General features: G+C 67.5%; 16 protein-coding genes and 1 other RNA gene. 8 read left to right on the top strand and 9 right to left on the bottom strand.

The genetic code is table 11. The features are described from left to right. Positions 1–4 precede the first annotated feature (4 nt). Genes pheA through gyrA form a run of 3 tightly spaced genes read right to left on the bottom strand, consistent with a single transcriptional unit; the run spans position 5 to position 4,873 of the window. The gene (pheA, locus tag AC1HFW_RS01270) at positions 5–1,090 is read right to left on the bottom strand and encodes a prephenate dehydratase (protein WP_006393614.1); all 1,086 of its coding nucleotides are present in this window, start codon (positions 1,088–1,090) and stop codon (positions 5–7) included. After that, positions 1,083–2,213 carry a 3-phosphoserine/phosphohydroxythreonine transaminase gene (gene serC / locus AC1HFW_RS01265; protein WP_479281559.1) on the bottom strand — a complete coding sequence of 377 codons (1,131 nt, stop codon included), beginning with the start codon at positions 2,211–2,213 and terminating at the stop codon, positions 1,083–1,085. Before serC ends, pheA begins: the two co-directional genes overlap by 8 nt. Further along, positions 2,213–4,873 carry a DNA gyrase subunit A gene (gene gyrA, locus AC1HFW_RS01260; protein WP_116521581.1) on the bottom strand — a complete coding sequence of 887 codons (2,661 nt, stop codon included), beginning with the start codon at positions 4,871–4,873 and terminating at the stop codon, positions 2,213–2,215. The genes serC and gyrA overlap by 1 nt, the downstream gene beginning before the upstream one ends. A 413-nt stretch (positions 4,874–5,286) precedes the next feature. Here gyrA and ompA point away from each other — a divergent pair, with 413 nt between their 5' ends. From ompA to ssrA, 5 genes are all read left to right on the top strand, one after another. Further along, positions 5,287–5,880 (top strand): outer membrane protein OmpA, encoded by a 594-nt coding sequence (ompA, locus tag AC1HFW_RS01255; RefSeq protein ID WP_006393611.1) that lies wholly within the window; start codon positions 5,287–5,289, stop codon positions 5,878–5,880. Positions 5,881–6,022: 142 nt separating this feature from the next. Then, positions 6,023–6,751, top strand: a complete 729-nt coding sequence (gene ubiG, locus AC1HFW_RS01250; protein ID WP_006393610.1) for a bifunctional 2-polyprenyl-6-hydroxyphenol methylase/3-demethylubiquinol 3-O-methyltransferase UbiG — start codon at positions 6,023–6,025, stop codon at positions 6,749–6,751. Continuing rightward, positions 6,748–7,422, top strand: a complete 675-nt coding sequence (locus AC1HFW_RS01245; RefSeq protein WP_006393609.1) for an HAD-IA family hydrolase — start codon at positions 6,748–6,750, stop codon at positions 7,420–7,422. Before ubiG ends, AC1HFW_RS01245 begins: the two co-directional genes overlap by 4 nt. A 393-nt stretch (positions 7,423–7,815) precedes the next feature. Beyond that, on the top strand, positions 7,816–8,991 hold the full coding sequence (locus tag AC1HFW_RS01240; protein ID WP_061072108.1) for an MFS transporter: 1,176 nt from the start codon (positions 7,816–7,818) through the stop codon (positions 8,989–8,991). Between the two features lie 89 nt (positions 8,992–9,080). Next, positions 9,081–9,469, top strand: a transfer-messenger RNA (tmRNA) gene (gene ssrA, locus AC1HFW_RS01235). A gap of 80 nt (positions 9,470–9,549) precedes the next feature. Here the strand turns inward: ssrA and AC1HFW_RS01230 are convergent. From AC1HFW_RS01230 to AC1HFW_RS01215, 4 genes are all read right to left on the bottom strand, one after another. Further along, positions 9,550–10,443: a cation diffusion facilitator family transporter gene (locus AC1HFW_RS01230; RefSeq protein WP_479281558.1), complete on the bottom strand. Its 894-nt coding sequence runs from the start codon at positions 10,441–10,443 to the stop codon at positions 9,550–9,552. Positions 10,444–10,676: 233 nt separating this feature from the next. Next, positions 10,677–11,090, bottom strand: a complete 414-nt coding sequence (locus AC1HFW_RS01225) for a YidB family protein (RefSeq protein ID WP_035360096.1) — start codon at positions 11,088–11,090, stop codon at positions 10,677–10,679. A gap of 109 nt (positions 11,091–11,199) precedes the next feature. Continuing rightward, entirely contained in the window at positions 11,200–12,429 is a 1,230-nt protein-coding gene (locus AC1HFW_RS01220) for a lytic murein transglycosylase (protein ID WP_479281557.1), read from the bottom strand. Then, positions 12,426–13,301, bottom strand: coding sequence for a ferritin-like domain-containing protein (locus AC1HFW_RS01215; protein WP_006393603.1), 876 nt, complete (start codon positions 13,299–13,301; stop codon positions 12,426–12,428). The genes AC1HFW_RS01220 and AC1HFW_RS01215 overlap by 4 nt, the downstream gene beginning before the upstream one ends. 106 nt (positions 13,302–13,407) lie before the next feature. Here AC1HFW_RS01215 and AC1HFW_RS01210 point away from each other — a divergent pair, with 106 nt between their 5' ends. Next, positions 13,408–14,547, top strand: coding sequence for a GNAT family N-acetyltransferase (locus AC1HFW_RS01210; protein WP_479281556.1), 1,140 nt, complete (start codon positions 13,408–13,410; stop codon positions 14,545–14,547). A gap of 4 nt (positions 14,548–14,551) precedes the next feature. On the opposite strand, the gene AC1HFW_RS01205 is transcribed toward AC1HFW_RS01210, so the two are convergent. Next, complete coding sequence (locus AC1HFW_RS01205; RefSeq protein WP_006393601.1) at positions 14,552–15,022, bottom strand: cyanophycin metabolism-associated DUF1854 family protein; 471 nt, start codon at positions 15,020–15,022, stop codon at positions 14,552–14,554. 14 nt (positions 15,023–15,036) lie between these two features. After that, complete coding sequence (locus AC1HFW_RS01200; protein ID WP_061072112.1) at positions 15,037–17,322, bottom strand: cyanophycin metabolism-associated ABC transporter; 2,286 nt, start codon at positions 17,320–17,322, stop codon at positions 15,037–15,039. A 260-nt stretch (positions 17,323–17,582) separates the two neighbouring features. On the opposite strand from AC1HFW_RS01200, the gene cphA (AC1HFW_RS01195) reads away from it, so the two are divergent. Continuing rightward, the gene (gene cphA / locus AC1HFW_RS01195; protein WP_035360094.1) at positions 17,583–20,198 is read left to right on the top strand and encodes a cyanophycin synthetase; all 2,616 of its coding nucleotides are present in this window, start codon (positions 17,583–17,585) and stop codon (positions 20,196–20,198) included. Between the two features lie 63 nt (positions 20,199–20,261). Then, positions 20,262–22,832 (top strand): cyanophycin synthetase, encoded by a 2,571-nt coding sequence (gene cphA / locus AC1HFW_RS01190; protein WP_061072114.1) that lies wholly within the window; start codon positions 20,262–20,264, stop codon positions 22,830–22,832. The last annotated feature ends 9 nt before the right edge of the window (positions 22,833–22,841 follow it).

Below are 22,841 nucleotides of genomic sequence, written 5' to 3'. Positions count from 1 at the left end.
GGACTCACGGCGCCGGGTAGGAACCCAGCACTTTCAGGTAGGCAACCTGCGCCCGCAGGGTATCCAGGGCGAGCGCGACATTTGGATCGTTGCGATGCCCGAGGACATCGACGTAGAAATAGTATTCCCACTCGCCGGTGCGGGCCGGCCGCGACTCGAAGCGCGTCATCGACACGCCATTGGCCGCCAGCGGCGCCAGCATTTCATAGACCGCGCCGGCGCGGTTCGGCACCGCCAGGATCAGGCTGGTCTTGTCCTTGCCGCTGACCAGCGGCTCGATGTTGCCGATGGCCAGGAAACGCGTGCGGTTGTGCGGATCGTCCTGGATGCCGGCGCTGACGACCTGCAGGTTCCAGGCCGGCGCGGCCACTTCGCCGGCGATCGCGGCGATGGCCGGATCGGACGCGGCCAGGCGCGCGGCCTCGGAGTTGCTGGCCGCGGCCACGCGCTCCAGGTCGGGGTAGTTGCGCGTCAGCCAGCCCTGGCACTGGGCCAGCGCCTGCGGATGCGCGGAAATCGTCTTGATGCCGTCCATCTTGCCGGACTGCGACATCAGGCAATGGCGGATCACCAGCGAACGCTCGCCCAGGATGCGCAGCGGCGTGTTCAGCAACAGGTCGAGGCTGCGGTTGACCGCGCCTTCGGTGGAGTTCTCGACCGGCACCATGCCGACGTCGGCCTGCCCCGCCTCGACGGCGCGGAATACTTCGTCGAACGACACGCACGGCAGCTTCTGCACCGCGTGGCCGAAATGCTCCAGCGCGGCCTGCTCGGAAAACGAACCCTGCGGGCCCAGGTAGGCGACGGTCATGCCGCGCTCCAGGCCACGGCAGGCCGAGATGATCTCGGTCCAGACCGAGGCCACGCCGGCCGCCGGAAACGGACCGGGATTGAGCTGCTGCAGGCGGCGGATGACCTCGGCTTCGCGCTCGGGGCGCAGCACCGGGCCGTCGGCGTGGGCCGCGTGCTTGGCCTCGCCCACTTCCTGCGCGGCGCGGGCGCGCTGCGACAGCAGATCGAGGATTTGGGCGTCGAGCGCGTCGATGCGGTCGCGCAAGGGGCGCAGCTTGCGCTGCAGATCGTCATCCATAGCGGCGCTCGAATTCCTTCAGGTACTCGACCAGCGCGGACACGCCGGCCAGCGGCACGGCGTTGTAGATCGAGGCGCGCATGCCGCCCACGCTCTTGTGGCCCTTGAGCTGCGTCAGGCCGGCGGCATCGGCGCCTTGCAGGAAGGCGTCGTTGAGCGACTCGTCGCGCAGCACGAACGGCACGTTCATGCGCGAACGCACGGGCGCGTGGATCGGATTGCGGTAGAAACTGGTGCTGTCGAGGTAGCCGTACAGCAGGTCGGCCTTGGCCTTGTTGGCCGCTTCCATGCCGGCCACGCCGCCATTGGCCTTGACCCACTTGAACACCAGGCCGGCGATGTAGATCGCGAAGGTCGGCGGCGTGTTGTAGCGCGAATGCTCGGCGGCCACGTTGGCGTAGTCGAACGCCGACGGGCAGATCGGCAGCGCGTGGCCGATCAGGTCACGGCGGGTGATGGCCATGGTCACGCCGGCCGGGCCGGCGTTCTTCTGGGCGCCAGCGTACATCATGCCGCAGCGGCTCACGTCCATCGGACGCGACAGGAAATGCGACGAGGCGTCGATCACCAGCGGCACGTCGGGCGCGCCGAGCGCGGCCGTGTCGGGCCAGTCCATGAATTCGACGCCGCCGATGGTCTCGTTGCTGCACAGGTGCAGGTAGGCCGATTCCTTGCGCACCTTCCAGGTGTCGACCGGCGGCACCCAGGTGAACGGCGCCTGTTCGCGGCCGTCCAGTTGCGTCGCCTGGCCGCTGGTGGCCGCGACCTGCGCGTCACCGTAGCGGCCGGCTTCCTTGTAGGAACGCGAAGACCAGTGGCCGGTCACGACGAAGTCGGCCGCCGGCGTGCCGCGCCGTCCCATGAGATTCATGGGAACGATGGCGTTCTCCCCGGAACCTCCGCCTTGCATGAACATCACCGCGTAGTCCGGAGACAGGCCGAGCAGATCGCGCAGGTCGCTTTCCGCTTCGTCGCAGATCTGCACGAAGTGCTTGCCGCGATGGCTCATTTCCATCACGGACATGCCACTGCCGTGCCAGTCCAGCATTTCCGCAGCGGCTTGCTGCAGCACCACCTCGGGCAGGGCCGAGGGGCCAGCCGAGAAGTTCCAGGGGCGGGCCATTATTGCTCCGTAGGTTCCGTCGAATCCGTTGCACCGGCGTCGCCGTTGCCCTCTTCCTGGCCATCGTCGTCCAGGTCTTCGCTGTCATCGTCGGCATCGCTTTCGACAACGCGGCGCACGCCGGACAGCGAGCTGCCGTCGTCGACGTTGATGAGGGTGACGCCTTGCGTGGCGCGGCCCATTTCGCGGATTTCCGCGACGCGGGTACGCACCAGCACGCCGCCGGTGGTGATCAGCATGATTTCATCCGAAGGCATCACCAGCACGGCGCCAACCACCTTGCCGTTGCGCGAGCTGGTCTGGATGGCGATCATGCCCTTGGTGCCTCGGCCGTGGCGCGTGTACTCGGTGATCGGGGTACGCTTGCCGTAGCCGTTTTCGGTGGCGGTCAGCACGCTCTGCGTTTCGTCCCCGGCCACCAGCAGCGCGATCACGGTCTGGGTGTCCTCGAGCATCATGCCGCGCACGCCGCGGGCGTTGCGGCCCATCGGACGCACGTCGTTCTCGTCGAAGCGCACGGCCTTGCCGGCGTCCGAGAACAGCATGACGTCGTGCTTGCCGTCGGTGAGGTCGGCGCCGATCAGGTAGTCGCCGTCGTCCAGGTCGACCGCGATGATGCCGGCCTTGCGCGGGTTGGAGAAGTCGGACAGCGGGGTCTTCTTGACCGTGCCGCGCGAGGTCGCCATGAAGACGTAGTGGTCTTCGCTGAATTCCTTGACCGGCAGCACCACCGTGATCTTCTCGCCTTCGGCCAGCGGGAACATGTTGACGATCGGCTTGCCGCGCGAGTTGCGCGTGCCTTGCGGCACTTCCCAGACCTTGAGCCAGTAGACCCGGCCGCGGTTCGAGAAGCACAGCAGGAAGTCATGGGTGTTGGCGATGAACAGCTGGTCGATCCAGTCGTTTTCCTTCATTGCCGTGGCCTGCTTGCCGCGGCCGCCGCGCTTCTGCGAACGGTACTCGGACAGCGGCTGGCTCTTGATGTAGCCGCCGTGCGACAGGGTCACGACCATGTCGGTGGGCGTGATCAGGTCTTCGGTGTCGAGTTCGGTCGCGTTCAGCTCGATATCCGAGCGGCGCGTGTCCTTGGCGCCGGTCGAGAACTCGGCCTTGATGGCCTGCAGCTCTTCGCCGATGATGGTCGTGATGCGCTCGGGACGGGCCAGGATGTCCAGCAGGTCGGCGATCGCGGACATGACGTCCTTGTATTCGCCGACGATCTTGTCCTGCTCCAGGCCGGTCAGGCGCTGCAGGCGCATGTTCAGGATTTCCTGGGCCTGGGTATCGCTCAGGCGGTACAGGCCGTCGCCCTGCAGGCCGAATTCGGCGCCCAGGTCGTCCGGACGGAAGGCCGCGCGGCCTCCCGGCGTGTCGCCGTCGGCGCGCGACAGCATCTCGCGCACCAGCGAGGAATCCCACGACTTGGCCATCAGTTCCTGGCGCGCGACGGGAGGCGTCGGCGCGGCCTTGATGATGGCGATGAAGTCGTCGATGTTGGCCAGCGCCACGGCCAGGCCTTCCAGCACGTGGCCGCGTTCGCGGGCCTTGCGCAGCTGGAACACCGTGCGGCGCGTCACCACTTCGCGGCGATGCTGCAGGAAGTAGTCGATCATCTGCTTCAGGTTGAGCAGGCGGGGCTGGCCATCGACCAGCGCCACCAGGTTCATCCCGAAGGTGTCCTGCAGCTGCGTGTTCTTGTAGAGGTTGTTCAGCACCACCTCGGGCACTTCGCCGCGCTTGAGCTCGATCACCAGGCGCATGCCGTCCTTGTCGGACTCGTCGCGGATGTCGGAGATGCCTTCGATCTTCTTGTCGTTGACCAGCTCGGCGATGCGTTCCTGCAGCGTCTTCTTGTTGACCTGGTAGGGGATCGCGTCGACCACGATGGCCTGGCGGTTGCCCTTTTCCATGTCCTCGAAGTGGGTCTTGGCGCGCATGATGACGCGGCCGCGACCGGTGCGATAGCCTTCGCGCACGCCGGACATGCCGTAGATGATGCCGCCCGTGGGGAAGTCCGGCGCCGGGATGATCTCCATGAGTTCATCGACCGTGCACGCGGGATTGCGCAGGCAGTACAGGCAGCCGTCGACCACTTCCTGGAGGTTGTGGGGCGGAATGTTGGTGGCCATGCCGACCGCGATGCCCGAGCTGCCGTTGACCAGCAGGTTCGGCAGGCGCGAGGGCAGCAGCAGCGGTTCTTGCTCGCTGCCGTCGTAGTTGGGGCCGAAGTCGACCGTTTCCTGATCGATGTCCGCGAGCAGCTCGTGGGCGATCTTGGCCAGGCGGATTTCGGTGTAACGCATCGCCGCGGCGTTGTCGCCGTCGATCGAGCCGAAGTTGCCCTGGCCGTCGACCAGCATGTAGCGCATGGAGAAATCCTGCGCCATGCGGACGATGGTGTCGTAGACGGACTGGTCGCCGTGGGGGTGGTACTTACCGATGACGTCCCCGACGATACGCGCGGACTTCTTATAGGCGCGGTTCCAGTCGTTGTTGAGCTCGTGCATCGCGTAGAGCACGCGCCGGTGGACGGGCTTGAGCCCGTCCCGCACATCCGGTAGCGCCCGCCCGACGATCACGCTCATCGCGTAATCGAGGTAACTGCGGCGCATCTCTTCTTCCAGCGATACCGGAAGCGTCTCCTTGGCAAAGGAATCCATATATATAACGACAGAATCGTGTAAGGAGGAACCCGGGCCGGGTAAACAGGAAATTCTATCATTCGATTGGGATCACGGCCCCAAGGGCCCCGCCCCGCCATTGGCGCGGGCCTTCAAGCGGATGTCGGCGGCAAGCGGCACCGGCGCGTCCGCCATCGTCCGGGGAGCCTGTTGCCAAAAACCAACATGGCCAACGGATGGAGCGCGGAAAACGTCATATCCAGCACCAATGCGCCTCTCCAGGGAAGCCAAAGCCCCCCAAATGCCTTAAGATTGTTTCCAGCACGCAGGAAACCCAGTAGCTATTCCTTTGAACCAGCTCTTGGCGTTGCTATACTGGCCCCGTTTTCCTGATATGCGGCGGGGGTTCGCTGCGAGTCACTTATCCAGCTTCAAGCTCAACGAGGAGAAACATGAACAAACCCTCCAAATTCGCTCTGGCGCTCGCCTTCGCCGCCGTCACGGCCTCGGGTGTAGCCTCGGCCCAGACCTATCCCCAGACGGTGGACAACTGGCGCAATCCGTTCGGTAACGTTTGGAAGAACGGTACGAACGAACTGTGCTGGCGCGATGCGTTCTGGACCCCGGCCACCGGCATCCCCGGTTGCGACGGCGTTCCGGTCGCTCAACAGAAGGCGAAGCCGGCCCCGATGGCGGCCAAGGTCGTGTTCAACGCTGACACGTTCTTCGACTTCGACAAGTCGACCCTGAAGCCCGAAGGTCGTCAGCTGCTGGACCAAGTCGCCCAGCAAGCTCGCGGTATCGACCTGGAAACCATCATCGCCGTCGGCCACACCGACTCGATCGGTACGGACGCCTACAACCAGAAGCTGTCCGAGCGCCGTGCCGCTTCGGTCAAGGCCTACCTGGTCAGCAAGGGCATCGATCCGAACCGTATCTACACGGAAGGCAAGGGTAAGAAGAACCCGATCGCTTCCAACAAGACGAAGGAAGGCCGCGCCCAGAACCGTCGCGTTGAAATCGAAATCGTGGGTAGCCGCAAGTAATTGCCGGACTAGCTACAATAAAGGGCCTCGCATAGCGAGGCCCTTTTTTTCGCCCGGCTTGCACCAATCCGGTGCAAACGCTCCGGCGCCCGCGGGCGCCGCCGACCCTCTATATATAGAGCCGTCTTATGCTGGACCGCCCATGAGCACCCAAACCCGAGATTCCGCCCAAGCCACCGTCAACGCCGACCAGGCCGAACTGGACAAGTTCGGCGCGCTGGCCAGCCGCTGGTGGGACCCCGAAAGCGAATTCAAGCCCCTGCACGCCATCAACCCCCTGCGCCTGGAATGGATCCAGGAAAGCGTGGGCAGCCTGGCCGGCAAGAAGGTGCTGGACGTCGGCTGCGGCGGCGGCATCCTGTCGGAAGCCATGGCCCGCGCCGGCGCGGAAGTCACCGGCATCGACCTGGCCGACAAGTCGCTCAAGATCGCCAAGCTGCACGGGCTGGAATCGGGCGTGAAGGTCGAATACCGCAAGGTGCCGGTGGAAGCGCTGGCGGCCGAGCAACCCGGCCAGTACGACGTGGTGACCTGCATGGAAATGCTGGAACACGTGCCGGATCCCGCTTCCATCGTGCGCGCCTGCGCGGCGCTGACCAAGCCGGGCGGCTGGGTGTTCTTCTCGACCCTGAACCGCAATCCCAAGGCGTTCCTGTTCGCCATCATCGGCGCCGAATACGTGCTGCGCCTGCTGCCGCGCGGCACCCACACCTACGACATGTTCATCAAGCCGAGCGAGCTGGCGTCGTCCGCCCGCGGCGCCGGCCTGGAACCGGTCGGCATGCGCGGCATGGAATACAACCCGATCACCCAGATCTATTCGCTGACGTCCGACACCTCGGTCAACTACCTGATGGCTACCCGCAAATGAGCGCCCTGATCCTGTTTGATTTCGACGGCACGCTGGCCGACACCGCCCCCGACCTGGCCGCCGCCGCCAACCAGCAGCGCACCCGTCGCGGGCTGGAACCCCTGCCCTACGAAACGCTGCGCCCGGTCGCCTCGCAGGGCGCGCGCGGCCTGCTGCGCGTGGCGTTGGGCCTGAAGCCGGGCGACGACGAGTACGAGCCGACCCGCCTGCAGTTCCTGGAAGACTACGCCGCCAGCTCCACCGTCCACAGCAAATTGTTCCCCGGCATCGAGGCGCTGCTGGCCGACATCCGCCAGCGCGGCCTGTCGTGGGGCATCGTGACCAACAAGGTCACCTACCTGACGCTGCCGATCGTCGAGCACCTGAACCTGACCCGCGACAGCGCCGTGCTGGTCTGCGGCGACACCACCGCCCACGCCAAGCCGCACCCCCTGCCCCTGCAGCATGCCGCGCGCGAGGCTGGCTTCGCCACCGACCGCTGCGTCTACGTCGGCGACGACCTGCGCGACATCCAGGCCGCGCACGCGGCCGGCATGCCCGCGGTCGCTGCCGCCTACGGCTACGTCGGCGAAGAAGACAACATCAGCACCTGGGAAGCCGAGACCTGCGCCAACACGCCGGCCGAGCTGTGGACGGCGATCGAACCCCTGCTGCCGCGCGATCTACGTTGATGCCCCGTCATCCGCGCGGATCTCCCGCGCCCGCATGGCCGCCCTTCGCGGCGGCTCTTCGCGGTGGTACTTGGCCCAGGATGACAAAGGCTCGATCGCATTAGTTGACCTGACCGAACAATTTATCCGACGCCAAGGGGTTTATCCCTGGGCGCCGGTGAATTAAAGTACGTTTCATGCAAGGCAATCCGGGCGCCTCCCGATTGCCTTTCCCGGCTCAGGCCGGATGCCGCGCGGCGCCGCCCGCACGGCAACTCTCGTTACGCATCGATGGTTTACCGCCCTCATGCGCCCGCGCGCCGACGTCTCCCCGGCGCGCAACCTTGACCTTTTAGACCACTCATCCGCCCACCGCGCGTTGCCTCCCGGCTTCGCGCGCACCTGGAATTGCCTATGCTTTTGCCCATCCTGCTACTTTCGGCCGCTGGTTTCACCATTCTGACCACCGAATTCCTGATCGTCGGCCTGTTGCCCAGCCTGGCCCGCGACCTCGACGTCACGGTTTCCCAGGCCGGCCTGCTGGTGTCGCTGTTCGCCTTCACCGTGGCCGCGACCGGCCCGCTGCTGACCGCGTTGATGGCCAACATCGAGCGCAAGCGCCTGTTCATCAGCGTGCTGGTGCTGTTTGGCCTGTCCAACGCCCTGGCGGCGGTGGCGCCCAACATCTGGGTCATGGCGGTCGCCCGTTTCGTGCCCGCGCTGGCGTTGCCGGTGTTCTGGTCGCTGGCCAGCGCCACCGCGGTGGAACTGGTCGGACCGGCCCGCGCCGGCCGCGCCATCTCGATGGTGGCGTTCGGCATCGTCGCCGCCACGGTGTTCGGCATCCCGATCGGCGTACTGATCTCGGATGCCTTCGGCTGGCGCGCGGCCTTCGGCGTGCTGTCGGTGGTGGCGTTCGCCAAGGCCCTGTTGCTGCTGCTGGCCTTCCCCAGCACCCGCATCCGCGCCGAGAGCGTCAAACTGGTGACGCAGCTGCGCATCCTGCGCAACCCCATCGTGGTGGGCCACGTGCTGCTGTCGCTGCTGGTGTTCACCGGCATGTTCACCGCCTACACCTACCTGGCGGACATGCTGGAACGCCTGGCCGGCTTCAACGGCCAGATCGTCGGCTGGACCATGATGGCGTTCGGCGCCGTTGGCCTGATCGGCAACACCCTGGGCGGCCGCATGGTCGACCGCAGCCCGCTGGGCGCCACCGCGCTGTTCTCGTCGCTGATGGCGGTCGGCCTGGCGTTCGTCGCGCCGGTGATGCAGTCGCACGGCCTGCTGGCCGTGGCGCTGACGATCTGGGGCGTCGCCCAGGCGGCGCTGTTCATCGTCTGCCACGTGCGCCTGATGAAATCGGCGCCCGAGGCGCCCGCCTTCGCCGCGTCGCTCAACATCTCGGGCGCCAACATCGGCATCGGCCTGGGCGCCGTGGTCGGCGGCCATGTCATCGACCAGTACGGCCTGGCCTCGCTGGGCTGGGCGGCGGCGGTCATCGTGGCGATCTCGGTGGCGCTGGCGTTCGTGCTGATGGCGGCCTCGCGCGCACGCCCCGCCGGCAAGGCGGCCTGCGCCAACGCCTAGCCCGCATTGCGGCATCCGCGCCCCGCCCGGCCGGGCGGGCGCGGAAACGCAGCGGACTATCGCGTTTACCAGTACAATAGGAAGTTCTTGGGGCCGATCCGGATTCGACGTGGGTCGCGAAACAACTCAGGGCATGCCGAGCACCAGTACGCTCGTTAAACCACTGGAACACTACAAACGCCAACGACGAGCGTTTCGCTCTCGCCGCTTAAGCGGTGAGCCGCTGCACTGATCTGTCCTTGGGTCAGGCGGAGGAAGGCAACTTCCTAGGGGGGCAACCCTCGAACCGCAGCAGCGACATTCACAAGGAATCGGTTCGCGCTGGGGTCACACGGCTCGGATTTAAATTACGTGAATCGCTCTGGTCCGGCCTGTCGGTTGGCTAAGTCCAGGGTTAAAACCAAATAGATCGACTACGCATGTAGAACTGGTTGCGGAGGGCTTGCGGACGGGGGTTCAATTCCCCCCGGCTCCACCAAATTTCCGCTATAGCGCCAAATGGCCGACCTTTACGGGTCGGCCATTTTTTTTGGCTTGGCCGCTATCGCCGCACCGTCTTCAGTGAATATGTTCCTGCTCGGAACGATCCGACCGCTCCACCTGCAGCGTCGTATGATGCAGGTCGAAGCCTTCCTGCAGGCGTCGTTCGATTTCCAGCCGGACGGCCTCGCCGTCGGCGCCCGCGGCCAGCACCACGTGGCCGGTCAGGAGCGGCTGCTTCTGCGTGATCGCCCACAGGTGGATGTCATGCACGCTGGCGACACCCTCGGTGCCGGCGATGGTGTCACGCACCGCGCTCAGGCTCATGCCGGGCGGCACGCCTTCGAGCAGCAGGTTGATGCATTCGCGCAGCAGCACCCAGGTACGCGGGAACACCATGAAACCGATGGCCACGGCCAATGCCGAATCGACCCAGCGCCAGCCCGTCAGCCAGATGACCACGGCCCCCGCGATGACGGCGACCGAGCCCAGCATGTCGGCCCAGACTTCGAGATAGGCGCCTTTCACGTTCAGGCTGTCGTCCTTGGAACCGGCCAGCAGCCGCATCGACACCAGGTTGATCACCAGCCCGACGATGGCCACGGCCAGCATGCCGGCGGACTGGATATCCGGCGGCGCCTCGAGACGGCGCCAGGCTTCGTACAGGATGTAGAACGCCACGCCCAGCAGCACCAGCGCGTTGACCGCGGCCGCCAGGATCTCGAAGCGCGCGTAGCCGTAAGTGCGCATCAGGTCGGCGGCCTTGCGGCCCGCGCGGATCGCGATCAGCGCCAGCAGCAGCGCGATCGCGTCGGTCATCATGTGCATGGCGTCGGAGATCAACGCCAGGCTGCCGGTCCACAGGCCGCCGACGATCTCCACCACCATGAAAGTGCTGGTCAGCCCGAACGCAAGCCACAGGCGGGATTCGGGCAGCGCCCGCACGTCGGCGTGTTCATGGCCGCCGCTCATGCCCGCTCCTGCGAATCGACCGCGACGCGGGCGCGGATGGGGTGGCTTTCCAGCAGTCTCTTCGGCGAATCCATGGCGCGACGCTCCGGGTGATGTGGCGCGGCACCGTGGCGTCAGGTGCCATGGGCGTATGAGAAAGCCTGAAGTGACTACAAGGTCAAATGGAGAGAGAGCCGCGGCGGCGCGCGAGGGATTGAAGCCGCGGGGGCGTCAGGGAGAGCCCCCGCCGGAATTCAGCCACGGTTGCCGAACAGGCCCGACAGCGAGGCCAGCAGATCGGTGGGATTGAGCGACTGGCCGGGTTGCACCGCGCCTTCGGGGGTGGCCTTGTCGATCAGCTGCGGCAGCAGCGAAGACAGCGAGCCCAGCACCGAACCGGTGTCCTGGCCGGTCTTGGCGGCCAGCTCGTTGACCACGCCCGGATCCAGCACCTGGCCGAGCTGGTCGGCGCTGACCGGCAGGTTCTGGCCCTTGCCGATCCACGACGCGACGATCTCGCCCAGGCCGCCCTGCTGGAAGCTGGCGATCAGGCCCGACAGGCCGCCGGGGTATTTGCTCAGTTGTTCAATCAGGGCGGGCAGCAGCGAGGCGGAGCCTCCTTGCTGGCCGCCGCCGGCCATCGAGGCCAAGGTATCCAATAGACTCATCGCCGTACTCCAGGAAAATCGGAAATCCAGTATAGGCCCGTGGCGGCGCCGATGTGGTCATCCAAAGGTCGGCAACCGGCGATCTTTGCAAAGCTTGTCTTTCCGGCCCTCAGCCCGCGCCATGCAGGGCTGGCGAGGCCTGGGGAGCCTGGGAGGCCTTGAGGGCTTTCAGCGCCTTCTGGCCGGCGCGGCCATCGGCGGGCAGGCCGAGTTCACGCTGCGCCGCGCGCAGGGCTTCGCGGGTGCGCTCGCCGATCATGCCATCGGGTTCGCCCAGCTCATAGCCGCGGGCAATCAGCAGCCGTTGCAATTCGCGCCGCTCGGCGCGCGACAGGCCCGGGTCGTCGGTCGGCCAGGCCTGCGCCAGCGGCCCGCCGCCGCGCAGGCGGTCGGACAGGTGCGCAATCGCCAGCGCATAGCTTTCGGCGGCGTTGTAGGAATACAGCGCATCGAAATTGCGGGTCACCAGGAATGCCGGGCCCTTGGGACCGGCCGGCAGCAGCAGGCCGACAGGCGTGTCGCCCGCGGGCAGCGGCTTGCCGTCGGCGCGGGTCAGGCCTTGGCCGCGCCAGAACGACAGCGGACGCTTGTTCTTGCGGCCGGCGCCGGCGGTACTCGCGCCGGCGGGGAGGATCACCTCGTAGCCCCAATCCAGGTTGTCGTTCCAGCCGGCGCGCTTGAGGAAGTTGGCGGTGGACGCGAGCGCGTCGGGCACGCTGTCGATGAGGTCGCGGCGGCCATCGCCGTCGAAGTCGACCGCCAGCCGCAGGTAGGTCGACGGCATGAACTGGGTCTGGCCGAACGCGCCGGCCCACGAGCCCTTGAGTTTGTCCGGGTCGATACGCTCGTCCTGCACGATCTTGAGCGCGGCGAAGAACTCGCCACGGAAGTACGCCTGGCGCCGGCCGAAGCACGACAGCGTCGACAGCGAGGTCAGCAGCGGCCGGCCGCCCAGGGTGCGGCCGTAATTGCTCTCCACGCCCCACACGGCCGCGATGGTGGCCGGGTCCACGCCATAGCGCGCGGCGGCGCGGTCGAGTTCGGCGCGCCAGCGCTCGATGCCGGCCTTGCCGTCGGCGACGCGCTCGTCGTCGACCAGCGCCGCCATGTAGTCCCAGATCGGCGTCTTGAATTCCGGCTGCGCGTCCAGCAATCCGATCACCGCCATGTCCGGCGACAGGCTCGCGGTATGCCTGTCGAAGGTGGCGCCCGACACGCCGGCCTTGGCGGCGGGGGCGCGCAGTCCGGCCAGGCAGGCGGCGAAGGCGTCGGCAGCCTGGGCGGCGGGCGCGGACAGCGCCAGCAGGGCGGCCAGGGGAACGGCAAGACGAAGGGTCATTGGGAAAGGGCTCCTGCGGAGGGGTTGGCCGCGCCGCGTGGGTCGAGCAAGGCGGCCAGTTCGGCCTCGTCGAAACCCGCCGCGCGGCGCGCTTCCAGGTTGAAGGGGCCGCGCAGCCGCGGCGCGTTGTAGCGGCCGGCCAGCTCGGCATAGCAGGCGACTGGCTCCCTGCCCTGCTCGGCGCACAGCCGCTTGTACCAATAGTTGCCGATGGCCACGTGGCCGATCTCGTCGCGCAGGATGATGTCGACGATGGCCGCGCTCTGCGCGTCACCCGCGCCGGCCAGCTTGTTGCGGATCAGCGGCGACGCATCCAGGCCGCGCGCTTCCAGCGTGCGCGGCACCAGCGCCAGGCGCGCCAGCAGGTCGTCGCAAGTGCGTTCGGCCATGTCCCACAGGCCGTTGTGACCGGGGAAATCGCCATAGGCATGACCCAGGTCGGCAAGCCGCCGATTGAGCAGATCGAAATGCGCGGCCTCTTCGCGCGCCACGCGCAGCCAGTCGCGGTAGAACGCATCCGGCATGCCGGCGAAGCGCCAGAGGATGTCCAGCGCCAGGTTCACCGCGTTGAATTCGATGTGCGCCAGCGCGTGCAGCAGCGCCGCGCGGCCCTCCAGCGTCGCCATGGAACGCTGCGGCACCTCGGACGGCGCCACCAGCACCGGCGCGGCGGGCCGCCCCGGCAACCCCTCCGGCGTCGCGTAATGCCGCGCGCCCTCCAGCGGGGCGTCGTCGCCGATGGCGCGCACCCGCGCCAGCTTGTCGGCCCAATCGGTGGCAGCCAGCGCCAGCAGGGCCTGGGCGCGCAGACAGGACGAGCCGGGTTCGTGCGGCTCACTGCTATCCGCGGGAAGGGTCGAATTGCTGTCCATGAGGATTTCCGGTGCGGGGCGCAACAACGCCGCCCGCAAGACAATAACCATGCGCGGCCATGCCGCGCGGCGCGCCATGCGCCAGCGAAGACTTTATCATTCGTCCATGGATTCGCCGCTTCGCCTGACCATCGAGACCGACCTGTCGCGCATCGACGCCCGCCAATGGGATGCGTTGGCCGGAGACCAGCCGTTCCTGCGGCATGCGTTCCTGCATGCGCTGCACGACACCGGCTGTGCCGCGCCGCGCACCGGCTGGTCGCCGCATTACCTGATGCTGTGGCGCGGCGATGCGCTGGCGGGCGCGGTGCCGCTCTACCTGAAATCGCATTCACGCGGCGAGTACGTGTTCGACTACGCGTGGGCCGACGCCTTCGAGCGCCACGGCCTGCGCTACTACCCCAAGCTGCTGGCGGCCGTGCCGTTCACCCCGGTGTCGGGCCCGCGCCTGCTGGCCGCCAGCGACGAAGACCGCGACACGCTGGTGCGCGGGCTGGTCGCCTTCGCCGAAGAGATCCAGGTGTCGTCGCTGCATCTGCTGTTTCCCGCCGCCGCCGACCTGCGCGCCTTGCGCGAGGCCGGCTTCATGGTGCGCGAAAGCGTGCAGTTCCACTGGACCAACCCGGGCTATGCCGACTTCGACGCCTTCCTGGCGACGATGAGCCACGACAAGCGCAAGAAGATCCGCCAGGACCGCAAGAAGGTGGCGCAGGCCGGGCTGGCGTTCCGCTGGCTGCGCGGCGCGCAGATCGACGCCGCCGACCTCGACTTCTTCTATCAGTGCTATTGCCACACCTATTTCAACCACGGCAATCCGCCCTACCTGAGCCGCGAGTTCTTCCTGCGCGCCTACCGCGAGCAGCCCGACGCTTTCGTGCTGATCCTGGCCGAACGCGACGGCCAACCGGTGGCGGCGGCCCTGAATCTGGCGGGCGGCGATACGCTGTACGGACGGTACTGGGGCGCGACGGAATACGTGCCGGGGCTGCATTTCGAGACCTGCTACCTGCAGGCCATCGCCTACTGCATCGCCAATGGCATGGCGCGCTTCGAGGGCGGCGCGCAGGGGGAACACAAGATGGCGCGCGGACTGCTGCCCACGCCCACGTGGTCGGCGCACTGGGTCGCCGACCCGCGCTTCGCGGCCGCGATCCAGCATTTTCTCGATGAGGAGACCGCCGCGGTGGATGACTACCTGGGCGAACTCGAGGCCCACACGCCGTTCAAGCGCGCGGCCCCGGACTGACCGCTCACAGGAAGCGGTCCAGCAGCTTGCGGCTGTGCTTGTCGAGCGACAGGATGTCGCGCACCAGGTAGAAGATGCCGTGGCTGTCGGCGATCAACAGCGTCTGCGGGCTGAGGCGGCGGATGTCCTCTTCGCCGCGCAGCGTGAAGCGGGTGGCGCCGCGATCGGTCTCGACCTGCCAGACGCTGGGCGTGGCGAAGGTGGACACGCTGGCCAGCTTGCGGATCTCGGGCATGAATTCCCGGCCGGCCAGTTCCTCTTCGATCAGGGCGCGCTCGGCGGCGGGCACGTCGGCCAGCCGTTCGATCCACAGCAGTTCGCGGCCGTCGCCGGTCACCAGCGACAGCCCGCGATCAGCCTCGCTGATCGGAAAGGCCCGCACCGGGATCACGCCTTCGTGCGCGACGCCGTCGGCACCCTGGAACACCAAACGCCCGAACGCATTGCGTCGCAGCTGAAAAACGGGAAGCGTCATGACGGTTATCTCGCTCAGGCCACGGCGGCCATGTCTTCGCTGCCGGAGGCCTGCGCGTCCGCTTCGTTCTGGCGCGCCTGCGCCTGGTACAGGCGGTAGTAGGCGCCTTCACGCGCCATCAGTTCCTCGTGCGGCCCCTGCTCCACGATCTGGCCACGGTCCAGCACCACCAGCCGGTCGGCCTTGCGCAAGGTGCTCAGGCGGTGGGCGATGGCGATGGTGGTGCGACCGCGCACCAGGTTGTCGAGCGCCTTCTGGATTTCCTTCTCGGTGGTGGTGTCCACCGACGAGGTCGCTTCGTCCAGGATCAGGATGCGCGGATCGATCAGCAGCGCGCGCGCGATCGAGATGCGCTGGCGTTCGCCGCCGGACAGCGCCTGGCCGCGCTCGCCGACCAGCGAGTCGTAGCCATGCGGCAGGCGCAGGATGAACTCATGCGCGTGGGCGGCGCGGGCCGCGGCCACGATCTCGTCGCGGGTCGCGTCCGGCTTGCCGTAGGCGATGTTCTCGGCGATGGTGCCGAAGAACAGGAAGGGTTCCTGCAGCACCAGCCCGATGTTGCGGCGGTAGTCGGCCACCCGCACCGAGCGGATGTCGGCGCCGTCCACCAGGATCGCGCCTTCCGACACGTCGTAGAAGCGGCAGATCAGGTTGATCAGGGTGCTCTTGCCCGAGCCGCTGTGGCCCACCAGGCCGATCATCTCGCCGGGGGCGATGCTCAGGTCCAGGCCGCGGATGACCTGGCGGTTGCCGTAGCGGAAACCGACGTCGCGCAATTCGATGCGGCCGTTGATCTGCGGCAGCTTGGCCGGATTCTGCGGCTCCGGCACGCTCGACACGTGGTCCAGGATGTCGAAGATGCGCTTGGCGCCTGCGGCGGCCTTCTGCGTCACCGAGACGATCCGGCTCATCGAGTCCAGGCGCGTGTAGAAGCGCCCGATGTACGCCAGGAACGCCGCCAGCACGCCCACCGTGATCTGCTTCTGCGAGACCTGCCAGATGCCGAAGATCCACACCACCAGCAGCCCGACCTCGGTCAGCATCGTGACCGTGGGCGAGAACAGCGACCAGGTGGTGTTGACCCGGTCGTTCACTTCCAGGTTGCGGTTGTTGGCCTCGCGGAAACGCGCCACTTCGCGCTTTTCCTGGGCGAAGGCCTTGACCACGCGGATGCCCGGAATGGTATCGGCCAGCACGTTGGTGATCTCCGACCAGATGCGGTCGACTTTCTCGAAGCCATGGCGCAGGCGGTCGCGCACGGCGTGGATCATCCAGATGATGAACGGCAGCGGCACCAGCGTGACCAGCGCCAGCCACGGATTGATCGACACCAGGATCGCCGCGGTCATGGCGATCATCAGGATGTCGTTGGCGAAATCGAGCAGGTGCAGCGACAGGAATACGCAGATGCGGTCGGTCTCGCTGCCGATGCGGGAAATCAGGTCGCCGGTGCGCTTGCCGCCGAAATACTCCAGCGACAGCTGCTGCAGGTGCTCATAGGTGGTGGTGCGCAGGTCGGCGCCGATGCGCTCGCTGACCCAGGCCAGGATGTAGGTCCGCGCCCAACCCAACCCCCAGGCCAGGAAGGCCGAGCCGAGCAGCCCGCCCAGGTACAGGCGGACCTTGCTGTAGTCGATGGGCGCGCCGTTCTGGAACGGAATCAGCACGTCGTCCATCAGCGGCATGGTCAGGTACGGCGGCACCAGGGCCGCCGCGGTGCCCATCAGGGTCAGCAGGAAGCCGGCCAGCAACGGCAGGCGGTACGGCCGCGCGAAACGCCACAGGCGCAGCAGCGCCCAGGTGGTGGACGGCGCCGCCTGCTCCTGGTTGCAGGTGGGGCATTCGTCCTGGCCGGCGGGGATGGCGCTGTTGCAGATGGTGCACTGGCGTTCGCCCGCCTCGGCTTCCGGCTGGCCGGACAGGCGGATCGCCTGCTGCGCCTCGAACTGGCCCAGCAGCCGCAGCGCGGCCGGGTTGCAGGCCAGCGTGAAGCGCCAGATGCCCAGGCGCGCGCTGTCGTCGTGCAGTTCCAGCACGGCGGCGCCGGCGTGGTCGGAAAGATTCAGGGACAGTTGGGGACCGTACGCCCAGGATTCCCAGCCGGTATCGGCCGGGTTGCGGGCGATCACGCGGCGGTCGGTGACCGCGACCAGGCCGGGCTGGAACTTCAGCCGCTGATCCAGGTCAATTTCAACCCAGGCCAGCAGGGTTTCATCCTGCGCGAGTTCGGCGCGGATTTCATCCCGCCAGCGGGCAGGAAAGGCTTCGGCTAGGCCGGAAAGCAGGTGTGGTTTTTTCATTAGAACGCATACCGGGCCAGGACTCTGCCCTACAAGGCGGCGACGGCATGCCAACCCCGGGCTGGCAACGTGTCCCTTCCTTACAACACAACGAGTTCACGCCTTTCAAGGCGTCGTATAGTATCAGCCGATTTTTCTAATTAGGAATATCTGGGATCCCCCACTCGTTGGCATTATTCTTAAGGCGCAACCCCAATAAATTCGCGGTCTTGCATAGGGGCGTCCGCGCGTGCCAACCTGCTTCTCAAGTAAATTAAAACATGAAAAAGAAAGACATTGAATTTCTCGATGTCGTGGCTTTGCGCGGCCCGAACATTTGGACGTACCGTCCGGTACTTGAGGCGTGGGTGGATATCGGCGAACTGGAGGACTACCCCTCCAACACGATCCCCGGCTTCTATGAGCGCCTGACCGCGTGGCTGCCGACCCTGATCGAGCACCGCTGCAGCCCGGGCGTGCGGGGCGGCTTCCTGTCCCGCGTCAAGGAAGGCACCTGGCCCGGCCACATTCTCGAACATGTCACCCTTGAGCTGCAGAACCTGGCCGGTTTGCGCGGCGGCTTCGGCAAGGCCCGTGAAACCTCCACCCGCGGCGTCTACAAGGTCGTCGTGCGCGCCTGGCAGGAACAGGTCACCCGCACCGCCCTGAACGAAGGCCGCGACCTGGTCATGGCCGCCATCGAAGACCGTCCGTTCGACGTCGACGCCGCCGTGGCGCGCCTGCGCCGGCTGGTCGACAAGCACTGCCTGGGTCCCAGCACCGCCTGCATCGTCGATGCCGCCGACGACCGCGACATCCCCTACATCCGCCTGTTCGAAGGCAACCTGGTGCAGTTCGGCTACGGCTCGCGCCAGCGCCGCATCTGGACGGCCGAGACCGACCGCACCAGCGCCATCGCCGAAGGCATTTCGCGCGACAAGGACCTGACCAAGGAACTGCTCTCGACCTGCGGCGTGCCGGTGCCCGAAGGCCGCCTGGTCGACAGCGAGGACGACGCCTGGTCGGCCGCCGAAGACATCGGCCTGCCGGTGGTGGTCAAGCCGTATGACGGCAACCACGGCCGCGGCGTGTTCACCAACCTGACCACCCGCGAAGAAGTCATCTCCGCCTACCGCGTCGCCGTCGACGAAGGCAGCGGCGTCATCGTCGAGCGCTTCGTGCTGGGCAACGAGCACCGCCTGCTGGTGGTGGGCAACCGCATGGTGGCCGCCGCCGCCGGCGAGCCGGCCTGGGTCACGGGCGACGGCAAGTCCACCCTCACCGAACTGATCGACCACCAGATCAACACCGACCCGCGCCGCGGCCGCACCGAAAACCATCCGCTCAATCCGGTGCGGCTGGATTCGGCAGCGCGCCTCGAGATCGCCCGCCAGGGCCTGACCGAAGAAAGCGTGCCGGCCGACGGCCAGCGCGTGCTGGTGCAACGCAGCGGCAACGTCGCCTTCGACGTCACCGATCGCGTGCACCCCAGCGTCGCCGCCACCGTGACCCTGGCCGCCCGCGTGGTCGGCCTGGATATCGCCGGCGTCGACCTGGTGGCCGAGGACATCTCGCGCCCGCTGGACGAACAGCGTGGCGCCATCGTCGAAGTCAACGCCGGTCCCGGCCTGCTGATGCACCTGAAGCCGGCCGACGGCACCCCGCGCCCGGTTGGCCACGCCATCGTCGACCACCTGTTTCCCGAAGGCGACGCCGGCCGCATTCCCATCGTCGGCGTCACCGGCACCAACGGCAAGACCGTGGTGGCACGCCTGGTCGCACGCCTCTTGCACCTGTCGGGCAAGCGCACCGGCCTGGCCTGCAGCGAGGGCCTGTACCTCGACCGCCGCCTGGTGCAGAAGGGCGACCGCGCCGACTTCGCGTCCGGCACCCGCGTGCTGATGAACCGCAACGTCGACGCCGCCGTCATCGAGAACGACAGCGGCGTGATCCTCGGCCAGGGCCTGGCGTATGACCGCTGCCAGGTCGGCGTGGTCACCAACATCGACGACGCCGACCATCTCGGCGACTTCGACATCAACGAAACGGAGCGCATGTTCAATGTGTTCCGCACCCAGGTCGACGTGGTGCTGCCGACCGGCGCCGCCGTGCTCAACGCGCGCGATCCGCGCGTGGTGGAAATGGCCGAGCTGTCCGACGGCGCCGTGATCTTCTTCGGCATCGATCCGGCCCTGCCCGCCATCACCGCCCACCTGCAGCAGGATGGCCGCGCCGTGTTCGTGCGCGACGGCGCCATCGTGCTGGCGCAGGGCGCGCGTGAAGAGCGCCTGGCCGACGTCGCCGCGATCCCGCTGACGCACGGCGGCCGCGTCGCCTTCCAGGTCGAGAACGTGCTGGCCGCCGTGGGCGCGGCCTGGGCGCTCGACATTCCGGTCGAGCTGATCCGCGCCGGCATCGAGACCTTCGACATCGACCAGGCCGACGCGCCCTGGCAGTTCACGCTGTTCGAGCGCAACGGCAGCACCGTGGTGGTGGACGACGTCCACAACGCCTCCGCGCTGCGTCCGCTCATCACCGCCATCGACCAGTTCCCGTCGAGTACCCGCGCCGCCGTGTATTCGGCCGGCGCCGACCGCCGCGACGCCGACCTGATCGAACAGGGCAAGCTGCTGGGCGACGCCTTCGACCGCGTGGTGCTGTACGACGACGCCACCGTCACCAGCAAGCGCCCCGCCGGCCAGGCGCGCGCGCTGCTGCGCCAGGGCCTGGAGCAAGGCAGCCGCGTCAAGCAGATCCTGGACGAGCCCGACCATGGCAAGGCCATCGAGAGCCAGCTCGCCGGCATCGCGGCGGGCGACTTCGTCCTGCTGCAATCCGACGAGGCCTTCTCCGGCCCCACCATCGATCTCGTCCGCCGCTGGATCCAGCAACACTGACATCATCGTGCGCGCCGCGGCGACCCGCCGCGGCCGCGCGCAAGCTAGACAGGAATACCTGCCATGGAAGTTTCCCGTATCCGAGCACTGCGCGGCCCCAACCTGTGGAGCAAGAACACGGCGATCGAGGCCATCGTGTCGTGCGCCGACGCCGAATGCTCGATCGACACCCTGCCCGACTTTGAAGCCCGCCTGCGCGCGCGCCTGCCGCAGACCGGCCTGCTGCGCCCCGAAGGCCACCAGGGCGCGGTCTCGATCGCGCACGTGCTGCAGATCGTCTCGCTGACGCTGCAGGCCTATGCCGGCTGCCCCGTCACCTTCGGCCGCGCCTCGTCCACCATCGAACCCGGCGTGTTCCAGGTGGTGGTGGAATACAGCGAGGAAGAAGTCGGCCGTCTCGCCATGGACCTGGCGCAGCAGCTGGTTCAGGCCGCGCTGGACGACACCCCGTTCGACCTGGCCGACGCCCTCAAGCGCCTGCGCGAGCTGGACGAGGACGTGCGCCTGGGCCCCAGCACCGGCTCCATCGTCAACGCCGCCACCGTCCGCAACATCCCGTACCGCCGCCTGACGCAAGGCAGCATGGTGCAGTTCGGCTGGGGCAGCAAGCAGCGCCGCATCCAGGCCGCCGAGACCGACCTGACCAGCGCCATCTCCGAATCGATCGCGCAGGACAAGGACCTGACCAAGATGCTGCTGGACGCCGCCGGCGTGCCGGTGCCGCTGGGCCGCTCGGTCACCACCGCCGAAGACGCCTGGGCCGCGGCCCAGGAGCTGGGCGGCCCGGTGGTGGTCAAGCCGCGCGACGGCAGCCAGGGTCGCGGCGTGGCGGTCAACATCGAAACGCGCGAGCGCGTGATCCAGGCCTTCGAAGTGGCCGAGGAGATCAGCTCCGAAGTCATCGTCGAACGCTACATCCCGGGCCACGATTTCCGCCTGCTGGTGGTGGGCGGCACGCTGGTCGCCGCCTCGCGCCGCGATCCGCCGCAAGTCACCGGCGACGGCGTGCAGACCATCCGCCAACTGGTGGACCAGGTCAACGCCGACCCGCTGCGCGGCGACGGCCACGCCACCTCGCTGACCAAGATCCGCTTCGACGACATCGCGCTGGCCACGCTGAAAAAGCAGGGCTTCGACGCCGATTCGGTGCCGCCTCCCGGCACCCTGATCTTCCTGCGCAACAACGCCAACCTCAGCACCGGCGGCTCGGCCACCGACGTCACCGATGAAGTTCACCCCGAGATGGCGGCGCGCGCGGTGTCGGCGGCGCGCATGATCGGCCTGGACATCTGCGGCGTCGACGTGGTGGCCGAAAGCGTGCACTACCCGCTCGAGGAACAGAACGGCGGCGTGGTCGAAGTCAACGCCGCGCCCGGCCTGCGCATGCACCTGAACCCCTCGTTCGGCAAGGGCCGCGCGGTGGGCGAAGCCATCATCGCCAACATGTACGCCGACGGCGACGACGGCCGCATCCCGGTCGTCGCGGTGGCCGGCACCAACGGCAAGACCACCACGGTGCGCCTGACCGCCCACATCCTGGGCACGGCCGGCAACCGCGTCGGCATGACCAACTCCGACGGCGTCTACGTCGACAACCTGCGCATCGACACTGGCGACTGCAGCGGCCCGCGCAGCGCCCGCAGCGTGCTGATGCACCCGGACGTCGACGCCGCCGTGTTCGAGACCGCGCGCGGCGGCATCCTGCGCGAAGGCCTGGCCTTCGACCGCTGCAACGTCGCCATCGTCACCAACATCGGCATGGGCGATCACCTCGGGCTGGGCTACATCAGCACCGTCGAGGACCTGGCCGTGGTCAAGCGCGTGATCGTGCAGCACGTGCATCCGAGCGGCACCGCCGTGCTCAATGCCGCCGATCCCATCGTGGCGGAGATGGCCCACAGCTGCCCCGGCTCGATCACCTACTTCGCCGAGGACCGCAACCATCCGGTCATGGCGACGCACCGCGCCCAGGGCCTGCGCGTGGTCTACCGCGATGGCGATGCCATCGTCGCGGCCCAGGGCACCGAGGAAACCCGTTTCCCGCTGGCCGAGATCCCGCTCACGCGCAACGGCACCATCGTGTTCCAGGTCGAAAACGCCATGGCCTCGATCGCCGCCGCCTGGGCGCTGAACCTGAACTGGAGCATCGTGCGCCGCGGCCTGGCCACGTTCGTCAACGACGCCCAGACCGCGCCCGGCCGCTTCAACGTGTTCGACTATCGCGGCGCCACCGTGATCGCCGACTACGGCCACAATCCCGATGCGATCCTGGCGCTGGTGCGCGCGGTCGACGCCATGCCCGCCAAGCGCCGCTCGGTGGTCATCAGCGGCGCCGGCGACCGCCGCGACGAAGACATCCGCATGCAGACCGAGATCCTCGGCGGCGCCTTCGACGACGTGTTGCTGTACCAGGACCAATGCCAACGCGGCCGCGCCGATGGCGAAGTGCTGGCGCTGCTGCAGCAAGGCCTGGTCAATGCCAGCCGCACCCGCCACATCGAGGAGATCCACGGCGAGTTCCTGGCGATCGACACGGCGCTGGCGCGCCTGGGCGCCGGCGACCTGTGCCTGATCCTGGTGGACCAGGTGGAAGAGGCGCTGGCACACATCGCCCAACGCATCCGGGAAGCCTGATCCCGCGCA

The organism is Achromobacter sp. ISS7 (assembly GCF_056523125.1).
This window is presented reverse-complemented; position numbering and strand designations above follow the sequence as displayed.